The organism is Streptomyces sp. NPDC021562, from assembly GCF_040640875.1.
Classification (GTDB): Bacteria; Actinomycetota; Actinomycetes; order Streptomycetales; family Streptomycetaceae; genus Streptomyces.
Window position 1 is genome coordinate 80,357 of record NZ_JBFACN010000022.1, and the last position, 24,768, is coordinate 105,124.

At 72.4% G+C, this 24,768-nt stretch carries 23 protein-coding genes and 1 riboswitch; of the genes, 13 read left to right on the forward strand and 10 right to left on the reverse strand.

Annotated elements, in window-relative coordinates:
• Positions 1-45 precede the first annotated feature (45 nt).
• On the reverse strand, positions 46-675 hold the full coding sequence (locus tag AB0G52_RS29955) for an MBL fold metallo-hydrolase (RefSeq protein WP_358979243.1): 630 nt from the start codon (positions 673-675) through the stop codon (positions 46-48).
• Positions 675-1,763, reverse strand: coding sequence for an S-(hydroxymethyl)mycothiol dehydrogenase (locus AB0G52_RS29960; RefSeq protein WP_361340426.1), 1,089 nt, complete (start codon positions 1,761-1,763; stop codon positions 675-677). The genes AB0G52_RS29955 and AB0G52_RS29960 overlap by 1 nt, the downstream gene beginning before the upstream one ends.
• Before the next feature lie 200 nt (positions 1,764-1,963).
• On the opposite strand from AB0G52_RS29960, the gene AB0G52_RS29965 reads away from it, so the two are divergent.
• The gene (locus AB0G52_RS29965; protein ID WP_361340429.1) at positions 1,964-3,334 is read left to right on the forward strand and encodes a rhodanese-like domain-containing protein; all 1,371 of its coding nucleotides are present in this window, start codon (positions 1,964-1,966) and stop codon (positions 3,332-3,334) included.
• Positions 3,331-4,077, forward strand: a complete 747-nt coding sequence (locus AB0G52_RS29970) for a sulfite exporter TauE/SafE family protein (RefSeq protein ID WP_132893434.1) — start codon at positions 3,331-3,333, stop codon at positions 4,075-4,077. Before AB0G52_RS29965 ends, AB0G52_RS29970 begins: the two co-directional genes overlap by 4 nt.
• Positions 4,078-4,090: 13 nt before the next feature.
• Here AB0G52_RS29970 and AB0G52_RS29975 read toward each other — a convergent pair whose 3' ends face one another.
• Entirely contained in the window at positions 4,091-4,378 is a 288-nt protein-coding gene (locus AB0G52_RS29975) for a metal-sensitive transcriptional regulator (protein WP_132893436.1), read from the reverse strand.
• Positions 4,379-4,466: 88 nt separating this feature from the next.
• On the opposite strand from AB0G52_RS29975, the gene AB0G52_RS29980 reads away from it, so the two are divergent.
• Positions 4,467-5,045, forward strand: coding sequence for a rhodanese-like domain-containing protein (locus AB0G52_RS29980; RefSeq protein WP_361340433.1), 579 nt, complete (start codon positions 4,467-4,469; stop codon positions 5,043-5,045).
• Positions 5,046-5,114: 69 nt separating this feature from the next.
• The gene (locus AB0G52_RS29985; protein WP_132893440.1) at positions 5,115-6,884 is read left to right on the forward strand and encodes an ABC transporter ATP-binding protein; all 1,770 of its coding nucleotides are present in this window, start codon (positions 5,115-5,117) and stop codon (positions 6,882-6,884) included.
• 84 nt (positions 6,885-6,968) lie between these two features.
• Here the strand turns inward: AB0G52_RS29985 and AB0G52_RS29990 are convergent, their stop codons facing one another.
• Positions 6,969-7,265 (reverse strand): hypothetical protein, encoded by a 297-nt coding sequence (locus AB0G52_RS29990; RefSeq protein WP_132893441.1) that lies wholly within the window; start codon positions 7,263-7,265, stop codon positions 6,969-6,971.
• Between the two features lie 173 nt (positions 7,266-7,438).
• On the opposite strand from AB0G52_RS29990, the gene AB0G52_RS29995 reads away from it, so the two are divergent.
• Together AB0G52_RS29995 and AB0G52_RS30000 are read left to right on the forward strand one after the other, a co-directional pair.
• Positions 7,439-7,807 carry a nuclear transport factor 2 family protein gene (locus AB0G52_RS29995; RefSeq protein ID WP_132893443.1) on the forward strand — a complete coding sequence of 123 codons (369 nt, stop codon included), beginning with the start codon at positions 7,439-7,441 and terminating at the stop codon, positions 7,805-7,807.
• Between the two features lie 49 nt (positions 7,808-7,856).
• A riboswitch (ZMP/ZTP riboswitch) is annotated at positions 7,857-7,939 on the forward strand.
• 53 nt (positions 7,940-7,992) lie between these two features.
• Positions 7,993-8,823, forward strand: a complete 831-nt coding sequence (locus AB0G52_RS30000; RefSeq protein ID WP_361340520.1) for a bifunctional 5,10-methylenetetrahydrofolate dehydrogenase/5,10-methenyltetrahydrofolate cyclohydrolase — start codon at positions 7,993-7,995, stop codon at positions 8,821-8,823.
• A gap of 3 nt (positions 8,824-8,826) precedes the next feature.
• On the opposite strand, the gene AB0G52_RS30005 is transcribed toward AB0G52_RS30000, so the two are convergent.
• Both AB0G52_RS30005 and AB0G52_RS30010 read right to left on the reverse strand, forming a co-directional pair.
• The gene (locus AB0G52_RS30005; RefSeq protein ID WP_361340438.1) at positions 8,827-9,807 is read right to left on the reverse strand and encodes a CU044_5270 family protein; all 981 of its coding nucleotides are present in this window, start codon (positions 9,805-9,807) and stop codon (positions 8,827-8,829) included.
• The gene (locus AB0G52_RS30010; protein WP_132893446.1) at positions 9,800-10,342 is read right to left on the reverse strand and encodes a sigma-70 family RNA polymerase sigma factor; all 543 of its coding nucleotides are present in this window, start codon (positions 10,340-10,342) and stop codon (positions 9,800-9,802) included. The genes AB0G52_RS30005 and AB0G52_RS30010 overlap by 8 nt, the downstream gene beginning before the upstream one ends.
• A 105-nt stretch (positions 10,343-10,447) precedes the next feature.
• On the opposite strand from AB0G52_RS30010, the gene ctaD reads away from it, so the two are divergent.
• Complete coding sequence (ctaD, locus tag AB0G52_RS30015; protein WP_132893448.1) at positions 10,448-12,046, forward strand: cytochrome c oxidase subunit I; 1,599 nt, start codon at positions 10,448-10,450, stop codon at positions 12,044-12,046.
• A gap of 345 nt (positions 12,047-12,391) precedes the next feature.
• Here ctaD and AB0G52_RS30020 read toward each other — a convergent pair whose 3' ends face one another.
• Positions 12,392-13,057 carry a TetR/AcrR family transcriptional regulator gene (locus AB0G52_RS30020; protein WP_132893450.1) on the reverse strand — a complete coding sequence of 222 codons (666 nt, stop codon included), beginning with the start codon at positions 13,055-13,057 and terminating at the stop codon, positions 12,392-12,394.
• A 171-nt stretch (positions 13,058-13,228) separates the two neighbouring features.
• Here AB0G52_RS30020 and AB0G52_RS30025 point away from each other — a divergent pair, with 171 nt between their 5' ends.
• A complete protein-coding gene (locus AB0G52_RS30025; RefSeq protein ID WP_132893452.1) occupies positions 13,229-14,476 on the forward strand; it encodes a YncE family protein in 1,248 nt (415 codons plus the stop codon).
• A 60-nt stretch (positions 14,477-14,536) separates the two neighbouring features.
• On the opposite strand, the gene AB0G52_RS30030 is transcribed toward AB0G52_RS30025, so the two are convergent.
• From AB0G52_RS30030 to AB0G52_RS30040, 3 genes are all read right to left on the reverse strand, one after another.
• Complete coding sequence (locus tag AB0G52_RS30030) at positions 14,537-16,399, reverse strand: cellulase family glycosylhydrolase (protein ID WP_132893454.1); 1,863 nt, start codon at positions 16,397-16,399, stop codon at positions 14,537-14,539.
• Positions 16,400-16,476: 77 nt separating this feature from the next.
• The gene (locus tag AB0G52_RS30035; protein WP_361340444.1) at positions 16,477-18,495 is read right to left on the reverse strand and encodes a translation factor GTPase family protein; all 2,019 of its coding nucleotides are present in this window, start codon (positions 18,493-18,495) and stop codon (positions 16,477-16,479) included.
• Positions 18,496-18,874: 379 nt separating this feature from the next.
• Entirely contained in the window at positions 18,875-19,375 is a 501-nt protein-coding gene (locus tag AB0G52_RS30040; protein WP_361340447.1) for a metallophosphoesterase, read from the reverse strand.
• A 104-nt stretch (positions 19,376-19,479) separates the two neighbouring features.
• Here AB0G52_RS30040 and AB0G52_RS30045 point away from each other — a divergent pair, with 104 nt between their 5' ends.
• From AB0G52_RS30045 to rfbC, 5 genes are all read left to right on the forward strand, one after another.
• Positions 19,480-19,917, forward strand: a complete 438-nt coding sequence (locus AB0G52_RS30045) for a MarR family transcriptional regulator (protein ID WP_132893459.1) — start codon at positions 19,480-19,482, stop codon at positions 19,915-19,917.
• Positions 19,914-21,353, forward strand: coding sequence for an MFS transporter (locus AB0G52_RS30050; RefSeq protein WP_361340450.1), 1,440 nt, complete (start codon positions 19,914-19,916; stop codon positions 21,351-21,353). Before AB0G52_RS30045 ends, AB0G52_RS30050 begins: the two co-directional genes overlap by 4 nt.
• 8 nt (positions 21,354-21,361) lie before the next feature.
• The gene (locus AB0G52_RS30055) at positions 21,362-21,946 is read left to right on the forward strand and encodes a hydrolase (RefSeq protein WP_132893461.1); all 585 of its coding nucleotides are present in this window, start codon (positions 21,362-21,364) and stop codon (positions 21,944-21,946) included.
• Between the two features lie 150 nt (positions 21,947-22,096).
• Positions 22,097-24,121, forward strand: coding sequence for a glycosyltransferase family A protein (locus AB0G52_RS30060; protein WP_132893463.1), 2,025 nt, complete (start codon positions 22,097-22,099; stop codon positions 24,119-24,121).
• A 5-nt stretch (positions 24,122-24,126) separates the two neighbouring features.
• Positions 24,127-24,741, forward strand: a complete 615-nt coding sequence (gene rfbC, locus AB0G52_RS30065; RefSeq protein ID WP_361340454.1) for a dTDP-4-dehydrorhamnose 3,5-epimerase — start codon at positions 24,127-24,129, stop codon at positions 24,739-24,741.
• Positions 24,742-24,768 lie beyond the last annotated feature (27 nt).

Consider the following 24,768-nt stretch of genomic DNA (forward strand, 5'->3'; position numbering starts at 1 on the left):
GCGCGCCTCCCGCCCGCGCCGTCTTCCGCCCGCGCCGCGTTCCGCTCAGTGTCCCCGGGCGATCCACTCCTCCAGGTGGGGCGCCTCGGCACCGATGGTGGTGGAGTCGCCGTGTCCGGTCAGGACCTTCGTCTCCGGCGGGAGGGTGAGCAGCTTGTCCCGGATGGAGTCGATGATCGTCGGGAAGTGCGAGTACGAGCGCCCGGTCGCGCCGGGGCCGCCCTGGAAGAGGGTGTCGCCGGTGAAGACGGCGCCCAGGGCGGGGTCGTACAGGCAGACGGCGCCGGGCGCGTGACCGGGGGTGTGCAGGACGGTCAGGTCGGCGCCCGCGGCCTCGATGACCAGGCCGTCGGACAGGTGGTTGTCGGGGTCGCGGTCGGGGTGGGTGAACTTCCACAGCGGCAGGTCGTCGGGGTGCAGCCAGATCTTGGCGCCGGTGAGGTCCGCGAGGGCGGGTGCGGCGTCGATGTGGTCGTTGTGGGCGTGGGTGCAGACGATCGCCTTCAGTGTGCGGTCGGCGACCGCCTCGGCGATGGCCTCGGCGTCGTGGGCGGCGTCGATGACGATCACCTCGCGTTCGTCACCGACGATCCACACGTTGTTGTCGACGTCCCAGGTGCCGCCGTCGAGGGTGAACTGGCCGGACGTGACGAGTCGTTCGATGCGCGTGGTCATCACAGCACCACCACCGAACGCAGCACGTCGCCGCCGTGCATCCGCTCGAAGGCCTTCTCCACCTCGTCGAGCTGGATGGTCTCGGTCACGAAGGCGTCCAGCGGCAGCCGGCCCTGCAGGTGCAGGTCGATCAGCATGGGGAAGTCCCTCGACGGCAGGCAGTCGCCGTACCAGCTGGACTTGAGGGCGCCGCCGCGGCCGAAGACGTCCAGGAGCGGGAGTTCGAGCTTCATCTCGGGGGTGGGCACGCCGACCAGGACGACGGTGCCGGCGAGGTCGCGGGCGTAGAAGGCCTGGCGGTACGTCTCCGGGCGGCCGACCGCCTCGATCACGACGTCGGCGCCGAAGCCGCCGGTCAGTTCGCGGATGGCCTCGACCGGGTCGCTCTCGCGGGAGTTGACCGTGTGGGTGGCGCCCAGGGTGCGGGCCTTCGCCAGCTTGCGGTCGTCGATGTCGACGGCGATGACCTTCGCGGCGCCCGCCAGGATCGACCCGGCGATCGCCGCGTCGCCGACACCGCCGCAGCCGATCACGGCGACCGAGTCGCCCCGGCCGACGTTGCCGGTGTTGATCGCGGCGCCGATGCCCGCCATCACCCCGCAGCCGAGCAGTCCGGCGACCGCCGGGGAGACTGCCGGGTCGACCTTGGTGCACTGCCCGGCCGCCACCAGCGTCTTCTCGGCGAAGGCGCCGATGCCGAGCGCCGGGGAGAGTTCCTGTCCGGTCGAGGCGAGGGTCATCTTCTGCTGCGCGTTGTGGGTGTTGAAGCAGTACCAGGGGCGGCCGCGCAGACAGGCCCGGCAGTTCCCGCACACCGCACGCCAGTTGAGGATCACGAAGTCGCCGGGTGCCACGTCGGTGACGCCCTCGCCGACCGATTCCACGACGCCGGCTGCCTCGTGGCCGAGCAGGAAGGGGAACTCGTCGTTGATCCCGCCCTGCTTGTAGTGCAGGTCGGTGTGACAGACCCCGCAGGCCTGCACCCGCACGACGGCTTCGCCCGGCCCGGGGTCCGGCACCACGATCGTCTCGACCCGCACGGGCTCGTCCTTGCCCGGTGCGATCACGCCGCGTACTTCCTGCGCCATGCTCCTGACCTTTCGTCGCTCTGCTGACCTGCTGCCTTCCGACCCTACGCGTGACCGATCGGTAACGGCACGGAGCACGTCGATCAGCGTGGATCTTTCCGGCCCGCTCACCTCCGGATACCCCCCGGGGTACCTCTGCTACGGTGTTCTGTATACCCCCCGGGGTAAGCGGCCCGGGGAGCGAGGAAAGGAGTGCTGCCGTGTCCTTCGTCGACACCGTCGAGGTGCCCGGGCTGGGCAACCGCGGCTATCTGGCGGGCGGCGCGCACGGCGCCGTCGCCGTCGACCCGCCCCGGGACGTGGACCGGGTGATCGAGGCCGTCGCCCGGCGCGGGGTTCGGCTCACGCATGTCGTGGAGACCCACGTGCACAACGACTACGTCTCCGGCGGCCTCGAACTGGCCCGCCTGACCGGTGCCCGGTACGTGGTGCCGGCCGGGGCGCGGGTGGCCTACGAGCGGCTGCCGGTGGCCGACGGGGACGTCCTGGGCATCGAGCAGGGGCTCGCGCTGCGCGCCCTAACCACCCCCGGACACACCCCGCACCACACGTCGTACGTCCTGGAGGAGGCCGGCCGGGCGGTGGCCGTCTTCACCGGGGGCTCGCTGCTGATCGGCACGGTCGGCAGGCCCGACCTGGTGGAGCCGCGGCTGACCGGCGAGCTGGCCCGGGCACAGCACGCCTCCGCGCACCGGCTGGCCGCCGAACTGCCGGACGGGACGGCGGTGCTGCCGACGCACGGCTTCGGCAGTTTCTGCTCGGCGGGCGACGCGTCCGGCACGGCCACCACCATCGGCCGGGAGCGCACGGTGAACGCCGCCCTGGTCAAGGACGTCGACACGTTCGTGGCCGAACTGCTGGCCGGGCTCGACGACGTACCGGCGTACTACGCGCACATGGGGCCACTGAACGCGGGCGGTCCGGCCCCCGTCGACCTCAGCCCGCCGCGCCGGGCGGACGCGGCCGAGATCGCGGCGCGGCTGGCCGCCGGGGAGTGGGTGGTGGACCTGCGCGACCGGGTGGCGTTCGCCGCCGGACACGTGCCGGGCAGTCTCAACGTCGAGGCCGGCGGCCAACTGGCCACCCAGCTGGCCTGGCTGCTGCCCCGGGGCAGGCCGGTGACGCTGCTCGCCGAGTCGGCCGACCGGATCGCCGCCGCCCAGCGGGAGCTGACCCGCGTCGGCATCGACCGCCCGGCCGCGGCCGCCACCGGGACCCCGGAGTCCTGGCTGCGGGCGGGCGAACACCCCCGGTCCTTCCCCCGGGGCACCTTCGCGGAGCTGGCCGCGCACGGCCCGGAGGGCGTCGTCGTCCTGGACGTGCGCCGGGACACCGAGCGGGCCGCGAACCACGTGCGGGGTTCGGTCCACATACCCCTGCACCAGCTGCGGGAGCGGCTCGCCGACATACCCGCCGGCACCGTGTGGGTGCACTGCGCGGGCGGGATGCGCGCCGCCGTCGCCGCGTCGCTGCTCGACGCGGCCGGGCGGGACGTGGTCGCCGTCGACGACGCCTTCCCGGCGGCCCGCGCGGCGGGACTTCCGGTGCTTGCCGCGGACCCGACCGGATGAGCACGCTCCTGCTCGCCCTCGGCGCCGGGGCCCTCACGGGGCTGGCGCTCGGGGCGCTGGGTGGCGGCGGCAGTGTGCTGGCCGTGCCCGCGCTGATCTACCTGCTCGGTTTCACCCCGGCCGCGGCCGGGGCCGCGAGCCTGGTCGTGGTCACGGTCACCTCGGCGACCGCGCTCGTCGCGCACGCCCGCGAGGGCACGGTGCGCTGGCGGGCCGGCGCACTGTTCGCCGCGGCCGGTGCCGGGCCGGCGGCGGTGGGCGGGCTGGTGTCCCGGCATCTCCCGGGCGCGCTGCTGACCGGGGCGTTCGCCGTGCTGGCCGCGGCGGCGGCGCTGCGCATGCTGCGGCCCGCCGGTCCCCGGGCCTCCCCCGCCCCGGGGCGGCCCTCCCGGGTGGCCGGGGCGGGTGCCGGGCTCGGGGCGGTGACCGGTGTGCTCGGTGTGGGCGGCGGCTTTCTCGCCGTACCGTCCCTGGTGAACGTCGTGGGCCTGCGGATGCGCGCGGCGGTCGGCACCAGCCTGCTCGTCATCACGATCAATTCGCTCACCGCGCTGGCCGCGCGCACCGGTTCGGCGGCGGACGTCGACTGGTCGGCGGTGGGCCCGTTCGCCGGGGCCGCGGTCCTCGGCGCCTGGGACGGCAGAAGGCTCGCGGCCCGGCTGTCCGCGGGCACGCTCCAGCGGCTGTTCGCCTACGCGCTGCTCGCGGTGGCCGCGTTCATGCTGGCCGACGCGGTGCGCTGACGCCGGCCGGCGGTCAGGCGAGCGACAGGAACAGCTTCTCCAGGCGTGCCTTCATGTGCTCGGCCGTCTCGCCGTCCGAGCCACCACGGGCCGGATCGATGACGCACTGCTGGAGTCCGGTCGCGATGATCGCGAAGCCCGCCCGGTCCAGGGCGCGCGAGGCGGCGGCCAGCTGGGTGACCACGTCCTCGCAGTCGCGGCCCTCCTCGATCATCTTGATCACTCCGGAGATCTGCCCCTGCGCCCGGCGCAGCCGGTTCAGCACCGACTTGAGTTCATCGGCCTCGAACTGAAGCTCCACAACCACTCCTCCCATACCCGTAGGGGTATTTTACCGCGCCCTCCGGGCCATCCCCTCGTCCATCGTCCCTAGGAAGGATCGCACCACCATGACCACCCCTCCCCCCGGTATCGACCCGGACCACGCCCGTACCCGCCTCCAGGAGTGGACCGTCGTCGACGTCCGCACCCCGGGCGAGTACGCCGCCGGTCACCTCCCCGGCGCCCACAACGTCCCGCTGGGCAGCCTGCGCCGGGCGCTGCCCGCGCTCCGTGCCGTCGACGGCGGGCTCCTCCTCGTCTGCGCCTCCGGCAACCGCGCCGAGCAGGCCCGGGCCGACCTCGCCGAGCACGGCGTCCAGGCGTCCGTCCTCGCCGGCGGCACCCGCGGCTGGACCGAGCGCGGCCACGGCCTGCACCGGCCGGAACGCGGACGCTCCCGCTCGCCGTGGGCCATGGAACGCCAGGTCCGCCTCGCGGCCGGGGCGGCCGTCCTGGCCGGGCTGGGCCTCGGCCTCGTGCACCCGGCCTGGCGGCTGCTGCCGGCCGGCGTGGCCGGCGGCCTGGTGTTCTCCGCGCTGACGGACACCTGCGGCATGGCGGCGCTGCTGGCGCGGCTCCCGCACAACCGGCCGCACGCGACCGACCTCGACGCGATCCTCGCGAGGCTGGGTTCCGCCCGCGGCTGACACGGCGCCGGGACCGGTGGCCCCCGTCGTAGCCTGGGGGCGCCGCCCACCGCCCGGACGAGGAGCACCGTGACCGCCGCAGCAGCAGTTCCGCCGAGCGACCGGAGCGGCCCGTCCGTGTTCCGGCTGCTCCTGTCCTATGTACGGCCGCACCGCTGGGCCCTGTCGGCGGGTGCGCTGCTCTCGCTGGTCACGGGCGCGACCGGGCTGCTGCTGCCGCTGGTGGCCCGGGGGCTGATCGACGACCTCTCGCACGACCGGTCCATCACCGGGAAACTGCTGGCGATGGCGGCCCTGGTGGTGGGCAACGCCTCGGTGGGCGCGCTGGGTTCGTACGTGCTCAGGCGCACCGCGGAGTCGGTGGTGCTGGGCGCGCGGCGCACCCTGTCGTCGTACCTGCTGCGGCTGCGGATCACCGCCGTGGACCGCACCGAACCCGGTGACCTGATGGCGCGGATCACCTCGGACACCACGCTGCTGCGCGAGGTGACCACGGACTCGCTGGTCGCCCTGGGAACCGGCGGGCTCACCCTGGTCGCCACCGTGGTGATGATGGGGGTGGTCGATCCCGTGCTGCTGGCCGTCACGCTCGTGGTGATCGCCGCGGCCGGCACCGTGCTGGGCACGATCGTGCCGCGGATCAACCGGGCCAGCCGCCGGGCCCAGGACGCGGTCGGGGTGATGGGGGCCTCGCTGGAGCGGGTGCTGGGCGCCTTGCGCACGGTGAAGGCCTCGGGCGCCGAGCACCGGGAGGAGCAGGCCCTGCACGCGGCGGCCGAGGAGTCCTGGCGGCAGAGCGTGCGGGCCGCCAAGTGGTCGGCGGCCGCGGGCAACACGGCGGGACTCGCGATGCAGCTGGCGTTCATCACGGTGCTGGCGGTGGGCGGGGCGCGGGTGGCGACCGGCGCGATCGGCGTGGGCACGCTGGTGGCGTTCCTGCTCTACGTCTTCTACCTGATGCAGCCGATCCAGCAGGTCGTCGGGGCGATCACCCAGTACCAGTCCGGCGCCGGCGCGCTCGCCCGGATCCAGGAGGCGCTGCGACTGCCCGCCGAACCGCCGTCCGCGCCCGCCGAGTTGCCGTCCGCCGGTGCCGAACCGGCCTCCGTCGCCTTCACCGACGTACGCTTCCGCTACGCCGACGACCTGCCGTACGTCCACCACGGGGTGAGCTTCGACATCCCCGCCCGGGGCATGACGGCCTTCGTCGGGCCGTCCGGTGCGGGCAAGACCACCGTGTTCTCGCTGATCGAGCGGTTCTACGACCCGGAGTCCGGCACGATCGCCGTGGACGGCCGCCCGCTCGACGCATGGGAACTGCCGCTGCTGCGCTCCGCCATCGGGTACGTCGAACAGGACGCGCCGGTGCTGTCGGGGTCGTTGCGGGACAATCTGCTGCTGGGCAACCCGGAGGCGGACGAGGACGCCCTCGCGCGGGTGGTCAAGACGACCCGGCTGGACGGACTGGTCGCGCGGCTGCCGGACGGGCTCGGAACCCTGGTCGGGCATCGCGGGACCAAGCTGTCCGGGGGCGAGCGCCAACGGGTCGCGATCGCCCGGGCGTTGCTGCGCAGGCCCCGGCTGCTGCTGCTCGACGAGGCGACCTCGCAGCTGGACGCGGTGAACGAGGCGGCCCTCAGGGACACGGTCGCCGACGTGGCCCGGTCGACCACGGTGCTGGTGGTCGCGCACCGCCTGTCGACGGTGACGATGGCGGACCGGATCGTCGTGATGGACGCGGGCCGGGTCCGCGCGGTGGGCACGCACCGGGAACTGGTGGCGGCGGATCCGCTGTACGCGGAGCTGGCGGCGACCCAGTTCCTGGCCTCGGAGCACTGAGGGCGGGGACGAAGAGGGAAGGGGAGGGGAGGGGAGGAAAACGGGCCGTCCCGCACCGGGACGGCCCGGGGGATGCGGCCGGGATCAGGCCTCGATGCCCGGCAGCAGCCCCGCGGCGGGCGCGGCCAGGTCGGTGACCTGGTGCAGCTCGCCGAGCTTGTGGACTCCGTTCAGGCCCTGCACCTGCTCCGAGACCTTCGGCATCCTGCCCTGGTACTTCGCGGGGATGTCGCTGGTGGCGACCGAGTCGAGCACCCCGAGCGCGGTGAGCTTCCCCGGATGCTGCGGGCTCGCGTCGGCCGCGTTCGCCAGCGGCGCGGCAAGGCCGGTGACCCCGACGGCCAGTCCGACGGCGGCGACGATACGTCGTGTTGAGATCATGCCCTCAGCAACGGTTCCGGCGCCGGGCCGGACACGGGCGGCCGCCCGGCCTCACCCGTCAGGAGGAGCGCCCGGCCTGCGTTTGCCGAGCCGGCCGGGACGGAGGAGCCTCGGAGTGAGGGGCTGTCGCGGCCTGCTCCCGCGTCGGGTCGCGGGCCCCGCAGGAGGTCATCATGGGCACCGCGACAGGCTCCACGTTCGACACCGACACACTGCGCCGGGCCATAGAGGGGAACACCGGGAACTCCCTGCTGGCGCTCTACACGGACGACGCGGAGATCCGCATCGTCGACCGCAACGCCCAGCCCAGCCATCCGAAGATCCTGCACGGCCGCAGGGACATCGCCGCGATGCTGGACGACGTCTACAGCCGGGACATGACGCACAAGCTGGACCGGTGCGTCGTGCAGGGCGACCGGGCCGCGTTCACCGAGTCCTGCGAGTACGCGGACGGCGTCCGGGTGCTCGCCGAGTCGATGATCACGTTGCGCGACGGAAAGATAGCCGAACAGATCATGATCCAGGCATGGGACGACGAGTAGCCGGCCGAGGCACGGGAGTCCGGGTCAGTACCGTCCCTCGGTTACCCTGGGGGCGGGCCGTGACTGGCGCTGAGGTGGAGCACCACCGGGGAGCGGTCCGCACCGTCGATGCCGTGCGCCTGGGCGATCCATCGTGCATCAGCTCAGGAGTGTGCCCCGTGCCCCAGACATCCCAGGGCCGTCTCATGGACGGAACCGCCGTCGCCCGCCGGATCGTCGAGGAGACCGCGCGGCGGGCCGCGGACCTCACCGCGCGCACCGGCGTCACGCCGTGTCTGGCGACCGTGCTGGTCGGTGACGACCCGGCGTCCGTCACCTACGTGCGGATGAAGCAGAACCGCAGCCGCAGGGCGGGCATCGCCTCCCGGCACGTGCCCCTGCCCGCCGCCACGACCACCGACGAACTGGTCGGCGTGCTCAGGGAGTTGTCCGCGGATCCGGCGGTGCACGGCATCCTGCTCCAGCACCCGGTCGGCGAACACGTCGACGAGCGGGCCGCGTTCGAGGCGATCGCCCCGGAGAAGGACGTGGACGGCGTGACCTTCGCGTCGTTCGCGACGATGAGCTTCGGGCTGCCGGGCTTCGTCTCCTGCACACCCGGCGGCATCCTGCGGCTGCTCGACGCGTACGACGTCGACCCGGCCGGGAAGCGGGCGGTGGTCGTGGGCCGCAGCGCGATCCTCGGCAAGCCGGCCGGCATGCTGCTCCTCGCCAGGGACGCCACCGTCACCTACTGCCACTCCCGCACCCGGGATCTGTCGGCGGCGGTGCGCGAGGCGGACATCGTGGTCGCCGCCGTCGGCCGGCCCCGGCTGATCCGGGGCCAGGACATCAAGCCGGGCGCCGTGGTGCTCGACGCGGGCTACAACGAGGGCAACGTCGGTGACGTGGACTTCGACACCGCCGTCGAGCGGGCCTCGCTGATCACACCGGTGCCGGGCGGCGTCGGCCCGATGACCATCGCCGTGCTGCTGGAGCAGACGGTGACGGCGGCCGCCCGGCAGCTCGGGGCGTGAGGGTCAGCGCAGCCAGGCGCTGTACTCCATGACGTCCCCGGCCCGCACGCCGTACTCGGGATCGTCCCGGGTGAACGTGGTCTCCAGGCCGAGTACGGCGCCGGTGCCCGGGTCCAGGATCAGCATCCGGCGGGCGCCGGCGGCCCCTTCGTAGACGTACGCCTGCCCGGTGCGGCCGAGGCGGTCGGTGACCTGGCCGGCCGGGCGCAGTCCCTCGGCGTCGGCGAGGAGCGCGGCCAGGGCGGCCGTCTCGCGGGCGCCGAGCGTCCAGTTGTCCAGCAACTCCCGCGTGGCGTCGAGGAGTTCACCGGTGGTGAGGGTGCTGCTGTTGACCAGCTCGGACAGGTAGGTACGCAGCTTTCCGGGGTCGTGCGGGGGCGTGGCCAGCGGCGGGGCGTCGCCCCACATCGGCGGGAAGGTGTGCCGGCTGAGCACCTTCCCGTCCTCGGCGAGGCCGCCGTCGGTGAGGACCGGACGGCCGGGGTGGCTCGGGTCGGTGGCCACGACCACCTCGGTGTGGGTGCCGTCCGCGCGCCAGCGCACCACGCGCTCCTCGGGAAGGGTGAGGGGCGGCCCGTCGTCGCTCATGCCGAGACTCCAGGACTGCACGTGGGTGCCCTGGCGCAGCCCCGGGGACCCGTCGCCCGCCGCGACGCGGGCCAGTTTTGCGACCTGCGCGAGCGGTACGGCGGTGGAGTGCGCGCGGACGGCCAGCGGCCGGGGCGCGGCGACGGCGGGTACGGTGCCGGAGCCACCGAGCAGCACGCTCAGCGCCACGGCGACCACGACGACGGTCGCGGCCAGCCCCCACACGAGCCGCACCGGACGCCCGGGCCGCCCGCCGTCCGCGGGCAGCAGGTCGGGCGTGTGCAGCAGGCGGGTGAGGTGTTGTTCGGCGTGGCGGGGCAGGGGGCCGTCGGCGAAGCGGGGGCCGTCGGCGGGTGCCGGGTCGGTGGTGCGGAGCAGGTCGAGTTCGTCAGCCATGGCGGTCTTCCTCGGGCAGGGCCTCGGCGGCAGAGGGGCGCAGTCGGTCTATCTCGGCTCTGAGCCGGCCGCGGGCCCGGTGCAGCCGCATCGCCGCGGCCCGGTTGCCGCAGTCCAGGGCCACCGCGATCTCGTCGACGCCGAGGTCCTCCCAGGCGGCCAGCCGGAGCACCTCCTGGTCGGCCGGGGACAGCCGCGCCAGCGCCTCGTGCACCCAGGCACCGGGCCGCTCGGTGTCCGGGCTGTCCATGACGTGGCGTCCGTGCGCGGTCTCGTCGTTGCCGAGCCGGTCCAGCAGCCTGCGCCGACGCCCGTAGCCGCGTACCGCGTTGGCGAGGCAGTTGCGTGCCACGCCGTACAACCAGGGCAGCGGAGCCGCCGGCAGGTCGGCGCGGCGGCGCCAGGCCACCGTGAACACGTCCGCCACCACTTCCTCCACCTCGCTGGTCCGCCCGTCCAGTCGCCGCGCGACGTAGCGGCTGACCGCCCAGTAGTGCTCGCGATAGGCAGCGGCGAAGATCTCGTCGTTGCTCATGTCCCCTTCGTGTCCGGCACCTTCCCGATCGTCACACCCTGCGCGGTGACGCTCGTCGCACCCGCCGAGTGTGACCGGCGGGCGGTGCCCGGACACAGGCGGGGCATGAGGAACCCCACGTGGCTCACGACCACGGATCACAAGACGATCGGAACGCTGTACCTGGTCACCGCGTTCTCGTTCTTCTGCGTCGGTGGTGTGCTCGCCCTGTTCATGCGGGCGGAACTGGCCCGCCCGGGCCTGCAGATCATGTCGAACGAACAGTTCAACCAGGCCTTCACGATGCACGGCACGATCATGCTGCTGATGTTCGCGACCCCGTTGTTCGCGGGCTTCGCCAACTGGATCATGCCGCTCCAGATCGGCGCCCCCGACGTGGCGTTCCCGCGCCTGAACATGCTGGCCTACTGGCTCTACCTGCTCGGCTCCACGATCGCGGTGGGCGGCTTCCTGACCCCCCAGGGGGCGGCCGACTTCGGCTGGTTCGCCTACGCCCCGCTCTCGGACGCGGTGCGCACGCCGGGGATCGGCGCCGACATGTGGATCATGGGCCTGGCCTTCTCCGGTTTCGGCACGATTCTCGGCGCGGTCAACTTCATCACCACGATCATCTGCATGCGGGCCCCCGGAATGACCATGTTCCGCATGCCGGTCTTCGTGTGGAACGTCCTGCTCACCGCCGTGCTCGTGCTCCTCGCCTTCCCGGTGCTCGCGGCGGCCCTGTTCGCGCTGGAGGCGGACCGGAAGTTCGGCGCCCACGTCTTCGACGCGGCCGACGGCGGGGCGCTGCTCTGGCAGCACCTGTTCTGGTTCTTCGGTCACCCGGAGGTCTACATCATCGCGCTGCCGTTCTTCGGCATCATCAGCGAGGTCATCCCGGTCTTCGCCCGCAAGCCGATGTTCGGGTACCTGGGCCTGGTGGGGGCCACCATCGCCATCGCCGGTCTCTCGGTCACCGTCTGGGCCCACCACATGTACGTCACGGGGGGTGTGCTGCTGCCCTTCTTCTCCTTCATGACCTTCCTGATCGCCGTCCCGACGGGAGTGAAGTTCTTCAACTGGATCGGCACCATGTGGCAGGGCTCCCTGTCGTTCGAGACACCGATGCTCTGGACCCTGGGCTTCCTGGTGACGTTCGTCTTCGGCGGCCTGACCGGGGTGATGCTCGCCTCTCCGCCGATCGACTTCCACGTCTCCGACTCGTACTTCGTGGTCGCCCACTTCCACTACGTGGTCTTCGGCACGGTCGTCTTCGCGATGTTCGCCGGATTCCACTTCTGGTGGCCCAAGTTCACCGGGAAGATGCTGGACGAACGCCTCGGGAAGATCACCTTCTGGACCCTCTTCACCGGCTTCCACGGCACGTTCCTGGTCCAGCACTGGCTGGGCGCGGAGGGCATGCAGCGCCGGATCCCCGACTACCTGGCGGTCGAGGGGCTCACCACCCTCAACACGGTCTCGACGATCTTCTCGTTCCTGTTGGGCTCGTCCCTGCTCCCGTTCTTCTACAACGTCTGGAAGACCGCCCGGTACGGGGTGAAGGTCGAGACGGACGACCCGTGGGGCTACGGCCGCTCGCTGGAGTGGGCCACCTCCTGCCCGCCCCCGCGCCACAACTTCACGACCCTGCCCCGGATCCGCAGCGAGTCCCCGGCGTTCGACCTGCACCACCCGCTGCCGGAGCGGGAGTTGACTGTCCGGTGACGGCGCGGGAGGAGGAGCGCGCACTGGTGCGCCAGGTGGAGGGTCATCTGCTGCTCGCGGCGGCGCGCGCGGAGGGCCGGGCGGCGGGGGCCCGGGCGGCGGACCGGCTGGGCTGGCTGACGGACACCCAGCGGGAGGACCTGGAGCGTCAGCTGGAGGCCGAGTACCTGGAGCTGTCCCGGATGTCCTGGCACCGCACGGCGCGGCGCGCCGAGGAGCTGAGGAGGGAGTACGAGGCGAGGTACCGGGCGCTGCGCCGACGGCTGCTGGCCGTCCTGCTGCTGTGCGCCCTGCTGACCGCGGCGGCCCTCCTGGCGTCGGCGGGGACGTCGAGAAGCCGGCCGGCTACCGGGAGCCCCCTGGCTCCCACCCCTCCGGCCGCAGCATCCCCACCAGCAACCGCACCAGCTCCCCCACGACCTCGTCCAGCGAAGCGTCCACCCACCCGGCACTCCAGTCGTGCAGCAACCCGTTCACGCTCCCGATGAACGCGGCGGCCGCCAGCCGGTAGTCGCGCGGCGCCGCGTCCCCGCGCGCCACCGCCGCGTTCGCCTCCGCGCAGATCAGCTCCACCCAGCGCGCCCGCCGCGCCAGCCGCTGCTCCTCCAGCCGGGGACTGACCCCGATGATCTCGACGAACGCGATCCGGATCCGCCGCGGATCCGACGTGACGTCCCGGGCGTACGCCCGGAACAGCACGGTCACCCGCTCGACCAACGACAACGCCTCGGCCTCCGCGAGGGCGTCCCGCACCGCCTCCTCGGCCCACCCGTTCACCTCCAGGTGCAGCGCGGCGAGCACGTCCTCCAGGGTCTCGAACTCCTCGTAGAACTGCCGGGTCGACAGGCCCGCCTGCTGGCTGAGTGCGGCCACGGTCGTGGCGCGAAACCCCGGTGCCCCGCCGAAGAGCTGGAGCGCGGCGTCCAGGAACCGCCGACGCCGCTCGGCCTTGCGTTCTTCGGCGGACCGGCCGCCGTAGCGACCCGTCGGCGCCTTGAGCCTGCCCGCCAACACTGCCCCCTCCGTCGTCCACCCGTTGGCCAATTTTGTCGTGTACGCCTCTTGTGGAGTAGGGCCACCCCTCCTTACTTTTCAGTAAGTTCATTTGAACGCGCCCGTGTTCAGATTCCGTGTCCCCTGACCGCACGCGCGCCCCACACCCCATCAGAGGAGAGAGCACTCATGCCTGCCATCAGAACCAGGCACCTTTGCTCCGTGGCCGCCGCCCTCGTACTGACCGTCACCGCGCCCGCGACCGCCGCCACCGCCGCGGCCGACGCCTCCCTGCGCCAGGTGCTGTTCGTCGGGAACAACTGGGACGGCACCGCGACCGTCCTGAACGCCACCGGTGACTTCGCCAAGGTCGGCCAGCTCAACGTCATCCCCGACAAGGACGCGCGGATCGCCGAGATCAACGCCGACCCGATCAAGTGGATCTACTACACGTCCATTCGCAACGAGGTCGGCCAGGGCCACGACCAGTACGCGGACGACATGTACTCCACGCCGGACGGCAGGTCCGTGGTGGTCTCGCGCCCGAGCTTCGCCGACGTGGTCTCCATCGACCTGGCCACCGACAAGGTCAACTGGCGTTTTCCGGTGGCCGGTTACCGCGCCGACCACATGGCCGTCTCCCCCGACGGCACCAAGGTCGCGGTGTCGGCGTCCACCGCGGACAAGGTGCAGGTGCTGGACATCAACACCGGTAAGGAACTGGGCGAGTTCGCCACCGGTGACAAGCCGCACGAGAACGTCTTCACCCCCGACGGCAAGTACATCTGGAACATGTCGATCGGTGAGGTCACCACCTCGCTCGACGACCCGGGCTGGGACTGGACCAAGGGCGACCGGCACATCACCATCGCCGACGCCACGACCTTCAAGCAGGTCAAGACGATCGACATGCGCGCCCGGCTGGACGCGTTCGGCCTGAAGGACTTCTCGGACGCGGTCCGGCCCGCCGCCTTCACCCCGGACTTCTCGAAGATGTACTTCCAGGTGTCGTTCTTCAACGGCTTCCTGGAGTACGACATCGCCAGCGACAAGATCACCCGGATGAAGACCCTGCCGGCCAACCCCGCGACCAGCACGGACCGCACCACCTGGCTCCTCGACTCGCGCCACCACGGCATCTCCATGAAGCCGGACGGCACCAAGCTGTGCGTGGCCGGGACGATGGACAACTACGCCACCGTCGTCGACCGGGCCACCCTCCAGGAAGGTCCGCTCATCACCGCGTCCACCCCGTACTGGGCCACGGTGAGCGGTGACGGCAAGGACTGCATCATCTCCGAGAGCGGCGCCGACCAGGTGACGGCGATCGACTTCGCCACCGGCCAGAAGGTGACCTCGGTCCCGGTCGGTGACCACCCGCAGCGGGTCCGGCTCGGGCATGTGCAGGCCGACTGGACGGGCGCCTCGTCGAGTTGACGCGCCCCCAACCACTTCGGCCTCCGGGGTCAGGCGGGACCCCGGAGGCCGAAGCCCTGCTCAGAACTTCGCCGCCACCCAGGCGGCCAGTTCCGACCTGGCCGCGTTCAGCAGCGTGGCACTCGGCGCGGTCGCCCCGTTGGTCACCAGCGCGAAGTGCAGCACGCCGGAGTCCGCGTCGCTGAGCAGCAGCCGGCGGCTGCCCGTGCCGCCCGGTTCCGCCGCCACGCCGACCGGGGTCGAGGACGAGTACGCCGGGGGTGCGTAGGCCGTGCCCAGGTCGGAGACGACGGTGGTGGACGCGGTCGGGAAGGAGGCGGGCAGGTGGAGTTCGGTGGGTGCGGTGGAGCCGGAGGACCGCCAGACCTGGACGGCGTACTGGCCGGAGCCGACCAGCGCGGCCACGTTCGGCAGCGAGCTGGGCACCGGGTTCCAGGTCAGGGTCGTCGAACCGTCCCGGGAGCGGTCCTCGTAGGTGAAGGCGAGGGTGGTGCCCGCGGTGGCGCCCGGGTAGACCCGGTCGAGCAGCCGGGCGTCCTGACGGAGTGTCACGGTGCCGGAGTCGTCCGTCCTCACGGCCGAGAGGTCCTCGTCGTTCCAGGCGTCGCCCGAGGTGAGCACCTTGCTCGTGTTGCCGTTCATCAGCTCGTGGTGCCGGCCGTTGTAGATGTCCCACTGCCACTGGGTGCCGGAGAGGACCGGGCCCGAGGACGCCGGGGTGGTCCACCAGCTCGACCCGGGCAGGCGGGAGTCGAGGGCCTGGTACATGGCCTTGTCGACGGTCGGCGCCTTGCCCGCGGTGGTACCCGACAGCGGGTGTCCGAACTCGCTGACGACCGCCGCGGTCCCGGCGGCCGACGCGCGGTCGCGGACGGTGCCGAAGTCGGCGGAGTACTGGCCGTCGGAGGCGTTGCCCCACATCAGGATGCCGGAGATGGCCTTCTGGTCGTAGAAGTGGGTGTTGAAGACGTAGCGGGAGCCGAGCGTGCCCGCGTCCAGCAGGCCGCCCGTCTGCTTCTGCGCGTCGATGTTGGCGTTCCAGAAGAGGTTGGGCTCGACGAGGGCGGGTTTGGCGGTCCAGCCGGCGGCGTCCATCCGGGCCCGGAACTTCTGGTAGAAGGGCCAGAGCCGGTTCTGCTCCCAGGTGCGGGAGGTCTCACCGGAGTCGTAGGAGCCGGCGTACGGCTCGTTGTACGGGTCGAAGCCGACGACGCCCGCGAACTCGTCCGTGGTCAGGTGCTGGGCCAGGTAGGTCATGGTGGTCTGGGCCGTGGTCAGGAAGGCGTCCTGGAGGCCGTAGGTGTTGTGCCAGAAGTCGTACTGGCCCTTCTGGACGGCCGCGTTCTGGGTGATGTTCTGGCCCCAGAAGAGGCAGATGCCGCAGGACTCGGCGGGATAGCCGCCCAGCGCCACCGCCCACGCCGGGGCGCCGTCACCGGTGTACCAGCTGCCCGAGTTGAACAGGTAGCGGGAGTACAGGTCCTGGTGGAAGTCGGGGAAGACCCGGATGCCGGCGTCCAGGAACGCCTGCATCTGCGCGGTCACGGCGGCCAGGTAGGTGGTGCTGACCTGGCCCTGTACGGGTTCGGCGTACGCCCAGGAGAGCAGGAAGCGGACGGCGTTGCCGCCGCCCAGGGCACGCAGCGCGGTGGCCGACTTCTTCGCGTCGGCGACGGAGGCGAAGGGCAGGCCGTCGTTCTCCGCCAGCTTGGTCTCGCCGGAGACGTTGTAGCCGCGCAGGACGACCTCACGGCCCTGGCCGTCGACGAGTCGGCCGTTCTGCACGGTGAGCGAGGTGCCGTCGAACCAGAGGGAGTCGGACGGGGTGGCTGCGGAGGCGGACGGGGCGCCCGCCACCGCGAGGAATCCGCAGAGGACAACCAGGACAACGATCAAACGTGCCCGGATACTGGTCATGCTCATTACAGTCCGATGCTTTCCGGACACCGTCAATACTTCTGACTCATGAGTAAGTTGAATACCGGTCCAGCACTTGGCGCTCACCCGCTCACACGGCCGGTCACCTTCAACAGATACTCCTTCCGGTCGAGCGGATTGTGATCGGTACGCGCGCGTTCGGGGACCGTCCCGTGTGCCACGGGTGCGTAGTGGTCGAAGGCGCTCTCCAGCTCCCCCTCACCCCGGGTCAGACCGGGCAGCAGCTGCTCCAGCCGGTGCACCCGGGCCGCGGGGACCACCCCCTCCAGCACGCAGAGCGCGGCCTCGGTGCCGGTGCGCCGGGGCAGCGCGCCGAGCCGGGTGAGCACCGGGAGCAGCGCGCCGAGCGTGTCCGCGGGGGCCTCCAGGCGGAAGCGGTGCATCGGCTGGTGCACCCGGGTGCCGGCCCGTCGCAGCGCCTCGGTCAGCACGAGCGGGGTCAGCCCGCGGAAGTCCTGGCCGGTGCTGGACATGCTCTTGTCGAAGCCCTGGTGGGCGTGGCTCTGCCGGGGCGAGTAACCGGAATGGGTCATGGTCACGGTGGCGTCGGGGATCCGCCAGCCGTGCAGCCCCTGGGCGAGGGTCTCGCGCACGGTGTCCTCGACGGCCTTGAAGAAGGCGTACGGCATCGAGCCGAGCTCCACCTCCAGGCGGAAGCCGACGCCCGCGCCGACCGGGGCCGGCTCCACCCGCAGGCCGACCGTGGCGAGGAAGGGGTTGCCGTCCTTCTTGTTGAACTCGACGGCGGCGCCCGTCCCGGCGATCCGCTCGACATAGACGGTGGTGGTCTCCCGGAAGGTGACGTCGAGGCCGTACTCGTCGGCGAGGGTCGCCTGGACGACCTCCTTCTGGACCTCGCCGTACAGGGAGACGGAGGTCTCCTGCCGTACCTCGTCGTGCCGGACGTCGATCAGCGGGTCCTGCTCGGCGAGCTGGGTGAGGGCGATGTGCAGGGAGCGGCGGTCGGTGCCGGGGCCCGGGACGACGACGGTCTCCAGGGTCGGGGGCGCGAAGTGGTGCACGTACGCGCGGGCCGGCCGGCCGAGGGCGTCTCCGATCCGGACGCCGCCGAGCCCCCACACCTTGACGATCCGCCCGGCGCCGGCACTGTCCTGCCGGCGCTCGGCGCCCCGGTCGAAGACGGAGAGCCCGGTGACCCGCCCCTCCGCCCGGACGCCGACGGGCGCGTCGGCGCCGGTGCCGGTGCCGGTGCCGGTGCCGGTGCCGCCGAACGGGATCCGCTCGCGTACCCGGAGCGTGCCGGAGAAGATCCGCGCGTAGGCGATCTGCTCCCCCGCCGGCCCCCGCTCCACCTTGAAGACCGTGCCGGAGACCGGGCCCGCCGGATCGCCGCCGGCGGCGGGAAGCAGCTCCTCGACGCCGGCGACCAGGTCGGGCACCCCGGCGCCCGTGACGGCGGAACCGAAGTACACCGGATGGACCAGGCACCGCCCGGTCTGGTCGGCGAGGGCCGCCCGCAGCCGGCCGTCGGGGACACCGCCGTCCAGGTACGCGGCGAGCAGCGCGTCGTCGTGGTCGGCGAGCACCTCCGGCGCGGTGGGGCCGAGGCCGGGCACGAACCGGGCCGCGCGGGTGCCGAGTCCGGCGGTCCGGCCCATGGGGACGAGCGGGACGGCGAGCCTGCGGGTCAGCTGGGCGAGCACGGCCTCGTCCCGGGCGCCCCGCCGGTCGATCTTGTTCACGAAGACCAGCGTGGGGATGCCCAGCCTGCGCAGGGTCCGCATCAGGACGCGGGTTTGCGCCTGGACGCCCTCCACCGCCGAGACCACCAGGACCGCCCCGTCGAGGACGCCGAGGACCCGCTCCACCTCGGCGATGAAGTCCGGGTGCCCGGGGGTGTCGATGAGGTTGACGGTCACCCCGTCCAGCGGGAACGACACGACCGCCGACTTGATGGTGATCCCGCGCAGTCGTTCCAGCGCGAGGGTGTCGGTGCGGGTGCTGCCGGCGTCGACACTGCCGAGTTCGTCGATGACCCCGGCCGTGTGCAGCAGCCGTTCGGTCAGGCTGGTCTTACCCGCGTCGACGTGCGCGAGGATTCCGAGATTGAGCAGATGCACTGAGCGTGATGTCCTTCGGCATGGGTGGGATTCCTTCCTGGGTGGACATGCACGCAGCGCGCATCGGGTGGTCCTCTCCTGGTGACGTCGGGTCGGGAGCAGTGCAGCAGGGACGGTCCCCCTGCCGCAACGGATTAACGCCCCGGCAGGAGGCGCTCGGCGTCGACTGGGCGGGGAAGCCGGCCTGCTGCCCGGTGCGGTCGTCGTGCTGCTCGCGGGGCCCGCTGGCGATGGGCGGCCGCCGGACCCCTGAGGAGCGTCTCGCCCGGCTGACCGAGGCGGGTCTCACCCAGGCGCACCTACGGAAGCGGCGCGCCCCTGGCCACGACCAGCGGCGCCGTCCACCCGGCCGCCGCAGCGGGAGGCGGGGAGCCGTCGGTCAGCGCGGTGGCAGTCGGTGCAGGGTGACCTCGGTGAGGGTGCCGTCGGCGACGGTCGCGGTCAGGTAGGTGCAGTGGGGCTGGCGGCGGCGGTCGGTCGGCGAGCCGGGGTTGAGCAGCCGCAGCCCGCCCGGGGCGGTGGTGTCCCAGGGGATGTGGCTGTGCCCGAACACGAGGACGTCCAGGTCCGGGAAGCGGGCCGCGCAGCGGGCCTCGCGGCCCTGGGCGGCACCGGTCTCGTGGACCACTCCGAAGCGCAGCCCGCCGAGATCGGCGTACGCCACCTCGGGGAGCCGGGCGCGCAGGCCGGGTCCGTCGTTGTTGCCGTACACGCCGACGAGGCGGCGGCTGCCGGTCTCCAGCAGGTCGAGGGTGGCCTCGTCGACCCAGTCACCCGCGTGGATCACGACGTCCGCACGCGGGAGTTCGGCGAGCAGCCGGTCCGGGAGCCGCTTGGCCCGCTTCGGGAGGTGCGTGTCGGAGGTCAGGAGCAGGCGCACACCGTCAGCCTAACCGACCCGAAGATGTCTTCAGCCTGGACTGAACAGTTCTGACTGGACAGGTGCGGCTGGACAGTTTCGGCTGACGGTTCTAGGGTGGCCGCATGGCAGAGATCTCCGATTCCGCGACCCGGGCGGCCCGCGACCTGCGGGTGATGTTCAGCAGGCTGCGCCGCCGCATCCGGGAGGTCGCGCAGGACGCGGACCTCACCCCGTCCCAGGAGTCGGCGCTCACCCTGGTGTCGAAGCACGGCGCGGCCACGGCCAGCGCGCTGGCCTCCGCCGAGGGGGTGCGCCCGCAGTCGATGGCCGCCACCCTGGCCGCGCTGGACCAGCACGGCCTGATCCGGCGCTCCCCGGACCCGACCGACGGCCGCCGCCAGCTGGTGACCCTCACCGAGGCCGGCCAGGCGCGTGTCGAGGGCAACCGGCAGGCGCGCGACGAGTGGCTGGCCCGCGCCTTCCAGGACCGGTACACCGATGAGGAGCGCCGCACCCTGCTCACCGCGATCGAACTGCTCGAACGGCTGTCGCGCCCGTGACACCCAGGCTCACCTCGGGCAGCCGCGCGGACATCCGTCCGGCGCCCGCCGGCTTCGACCGGCGGCTGATCGCGCCGATGGTCCTGGGCTCCGTCCTGAACCCGATCAACTCCTCGATGATCGCCGTGGCCCTGGTGCCGATCGGCATCGCCTTCGGGGCGCCGCCCGCCGAGACGGTGTGGCTGGTCACCGCGCTGTACCTGGCGACCGCGGTGGGGCAGCCGGTGATCGGACGGCTCGTGGACGTGTACGGGCCGCGCAGGCTCTACCTGGTCGGGACCGGCCTGGTGGGCGTCGCCGGGCTGGCGGGCATGCTGGCGCCCTCGCTGGGCGTGCTGATCGCGGCGCGGGTGCTGCTCGGGTTCGGCACGTCGGCCGCGTACCCGGCGGCGATGCGGCTGACCCGGAGCGAGGCCGAGCGCACCGGTCAGGACAGCCCCGCCGGGGTGCTGACCGCGCTCGCCGTGTCCAGCCAGACGGTGGCCGTGATCGGTCCGACGCTGGGCGGGCTGCTGATCGGCGCCGGCGGCTGGCACCTGGTGTTCGCCGTCAACGTGCCGCTCTCCGCGGCCTGTCTGGTCCTCGGCGCGAAGTGGCTGCCGAGGACCGCGGCGCCCGCCCGGCCCCAGCGCATGGACCTGGCCGGCATGATCCTGTTCGCCGTCCTGCTGGTCGCGCTGATGCTGTTCCTGATGGGCCCGCGGGCCGACCGCTGGTACCTGCCGGCGCTGGCCGTCGTCGCGGCCGCCGCCTTCGCGGCCCGGGAGCTTCGGGTGCCCGACCCGTTCGTCGACCTGCGGGTGCTCGGCGGCAACGTCCCACTCGTCGTCACCTACGTACGCCAGCTCCTCGCGTACACCACCTCGTACGCGTTCCTGTACGGCTACACGCAGTGGCTGGAGCAGGGCCGCGGGCTGGGCGCCTCCACGGCCGGGCTCGCGCTGCTGCCGCTGTCGGCCGCCGCGCTCGTCACCGCCACGGTCACCGGCCGCCGGGAGGCCGTCCGCGGCAAGCTGGTGGCCGGCTCCGTGCTGCAGATCGCGGGCTGCGCGGCCCTGCTGCTGGTCGGCGCCGGCAGCCCGCTCTGGCTGCTGCTCGCGGTCGGCGCGCTGCTCGGCGTCCCCCAGGGGCTGCTCGGGCTCGCCGCCCAGACCGCGCTGTACCGGCAGGCCGACCCGGAGCGGATCGGGTCCGCCGCCGGGCTGCTGCGCACCTTCATGTACCTCGGCGCGCTCGGGGCCTCCGCCGCCACCGCGGCGTTCTACCCGCACCGCGCCGACACGGGCGGGCTGCACGGCCTGGCCCTGTTCATGCTCGTCGGCTCCGCACTGCTGCTGGCGATCACCCTGCCGGACCGCTCGCTGACCCGGCTCACCCCTGGAACCCCTCAAGCCCCCGAGAGCACGCAACCCTCTCAAGCCCATCGAAAGGCCTGATCCACCCCATGACTCTGAGCACCCTCGACCCGCGCACCGCCCTCGTCGTCATCGACCTCCAGCAGGGCATCGTGGCCATGCCCACCCAGCCGTACTCCGGTGCCGAGGTGGTGGCCCGCGCCGCCGAGCTCGCCGCCGCCTTCCGCGCCAAGGACCTGCCGGTCGCCCTGGTCCGGGTCTCCTTCGCGGCCGACTTCGCCGACGCCGTGCCCGGCCGCACCGAGCGTCAGGCGCGCGGGCTCGCCTTCCCCGAGGGCTGGGACGTCGTGGTCGACGAGCTGTCCGGCCACGCCGGTGACATCCGGGTCACAAAGCACAACTGGAGCGCCTTCCACGGCACGGACCTCGACGTGCAGCTGCGCCGCCGGGGCGTCACCCAGATCGTGCTGGCCGGCATCGCCACCAGCATCGGCGTGGAGTCCACGGCCCGCGACGGCTACGCCCACGGCTACCACGTCACCCTCGCCACGGACGCCATGGCCGACGCCGACGGCGAGGCGCACCGCAACAGCGTGGAGCGGATTTTCCCCCGGCTCGGTGAGTCGGGCAGCACGGCCGAGGTCCTGGAACTACTGGCCAAGACCCACGGCTGACCAGGACTTTTGACGCGCGGCTGACCCTTCACGACCCGGTCTTGACCTAGGGGTGCGACACGCCCGAGGTCGGGACCGGGTTAGCATTCGCCCACATGTACGTGCCGTCCAGGGAAACGGACGGCTTTATCCAGGGGGCTAGGAAGCCGGATGCCGGTCAAGGTGAGTGTTGTCGTCCCTGTCTACAACCCGGGACCCTATATCGAGGACTGCATCGCCTCGGTGCTGCGGCAGTCGCTGCCGCGCGACGAGTACGAGGTCATCTTCGTGGACGACGGCTCCAGCGACGAGACCCCGGCCCGGCTGGACGCGCTCGCGGCCGAGCACCCGCACATCCAGGTCATCCACCAGGAGCCCTCCGGCTGGTCCGGCAAGCCCCGCAACGTCGGCATCGCCGCCTCCAAGGGCGAGTTCGTGATGTTCGTCGACAACGACGACTTCCTCGGCGACGAGGCCCTGGAGCGGATGTACGACTACGGCGTCGCCAACGAGGCCGACCTCGTCATCGGCAAGATGGCCGGCAAGGGCCGCCCGGTGCCGGTGGAGCTGTTCCGCCGCAACCACCCCCGGGCCACCGTCGAGAACGCCCCGCTGATGAGCAGCCTGACCCCGCACAAGATGCTGCGCCGGTCCTTCCTGGACCGCATCGGGCTGCGCTTCCCCGAGGGCCGGCGGCGCCTCGAGGACCATGTCTTCGTCGCCGAGGCGTACCTGCGCGCGTCGAACATCTCGGTGCTCAGCGACTACGTCTGCTACTACCACATCAAGCGCGAGGACGCCTCCAACGCCGGTTTCCAGCGCTTCGACCCGGTCGGCTACTTCGGCAACCTCCGGGAGGCCCTGGACGTCGTCGAGCGTTACACCGAGCCCGGTGCCAAGCGCGACCGGATGTTCCACCGCTGGCTGAACAACGAGATGACCGAGCGGCTGCGCGGCAAGCGGTTCCTCAACCTGCCGGACGACTACCGCAGGGAGCTCTTCGACGAGATCCACAAGGTGATCGCCGAGCGGATGGGCCCGTCCGTGTTCGCCCTGCTCGCCCCGGCCCAGCGGGTGGTCGCCGAGCTGGCCGCCGCCGGCCGCTACGAGGACGTGCTCGCCGTCGCCGAGTGGGAGGCGGCCGTCACCCCCTCGACGGCGCTGGAGCGCGTCGTCTGGGACGGCGGCGCCCTGAAGCTCGACTTCACCGCCGAGTACACCGCGGACGGTGCCCCGAAGACGTACCCGGCGGACACCGCCGTAGCGTCCGACGGACCGGCGGCGACGGCCGCGGAGGCGATCTCCCGGCTGGAGCACGGCACCGCGGCCCGGTTCAACAAGGCCAACGTCGACCTGGTGGTGCGCGAGCGCGAGACCCACGCGCAGTTCTTCCAGCCGGTCGAGGTGACCCGCGAGACCGTGCCCGTCGAGGGAGAGGCCGACCGGGTGCGCCTGGTCGTCCGGGCCACGGCCACCGTGAACCCGGCCACCGCGGCCAGCGGCACCCCGCTGACGGCGGGCCTGTGGGACGCGTTCGTCCGGCTGACGATCGGCGGCTGGACCCGGGAGCACCGGCTGTTCCCGGTGTCCCGGGATCCGCTCCCCGCGGTGCCGGTCCCCGGCGTGGTCGGTGGCCGGCGTGTGCTGCCGTACTGGACGGTCAAGAACAACTTCGCCCTCGACGTCGACATGGCGAGCAAGCGGCTCGGCTTCGGCGATTTCAAGCCCGAGGACTTCACCGTGGCCGGGGACCGGCTGCGCGCGGTGCTGCCGTTCCACGTCGAGGGTGACGTCAAGGCGTCGGTGCGGCTGACCGGCCCCAAGCCCGCCGCCGAGGTGCTGGAGGTGCCCGCCACGCTGTCGCCCGCGGAGGGCGGCGGAGCGGTGCTGGACGCCCCGCTGCCGGTCCGGTCGCTCCAGGAGGGCGGCTGGCGGCTCGCGCTGGCCCTGCTCGCGGACGTGGCCGAGCCGCGCTTCTTCACGCTGCCGCTGGTCGTCCGCAACTCCCCCGCGGGCCTGAAGGTCGTCAAGCCGGCCGCGAAGAAGTCCGCGGCGGCCGCGGCGGCCGTCGCGGGTCCCAGGTCCGGGCCCGGCGCCGTCCGCAAGCTGGCCCGCAAGCTCCCGCTGCCGGTGCGCCGTGCGCTGGTCAGGGCACTCGGCAGGGGCAGGACGCCCGCACGACAGGAAGGCAAGTAAGAACCGTGCGACCGCTGAGCATCGAAGGCGCCTGGGTCCAGGAGCCGAAGGTCTTCCCCGACGACCGGGGCAGCTTCCACGAGTGGTTCAAGGCGGAGGAGTTCCGCGAGGCCCTCGGCTACGACCTCGACCTCGTGCAGGCCAACTGCTCGGTCTCCCGGCGGGGCGTCCTGCGGGGCGTCCACTTCGCCGACGTGCCGCCGAGCCAGTCCAAGTACGTCAAGTGCGTGCGCGGAGCCGTGCTGGACGTCATCGTGGACATCCGGGTCGGCTCCCCCACCTTCGGCCGCTGGGAGGCGGTCCGGCTCGACGAGGAGAACCGGCACGCCGTGTTCCTCTCGGAGGGGCTCGGCCACGCCTTCATGGCGCTGACCGACGACGCCACGGTGGTCTACCTGTGCTCGGCCGGGTACGCCCCGGGCCGCGAGCACGGCATCAACCCGCTCGACCCCGCGCTGGGCATCGAGTGGCCCGAAGGGTTCGAGCCGGTGCTGTCGGAGAAGGACGCCGAGGCCCCGTCCCTGGCCGAGGCGGAGAAGGCCGGCCTGCTCCCGTCGTACGCGGACTGCGTGGCGTTCTACGAGACCCTGCGGTCGGACGGCGGAACGTCGGCCGTCTGACCGAAGAACGCGAACGGCGAGGCGTCA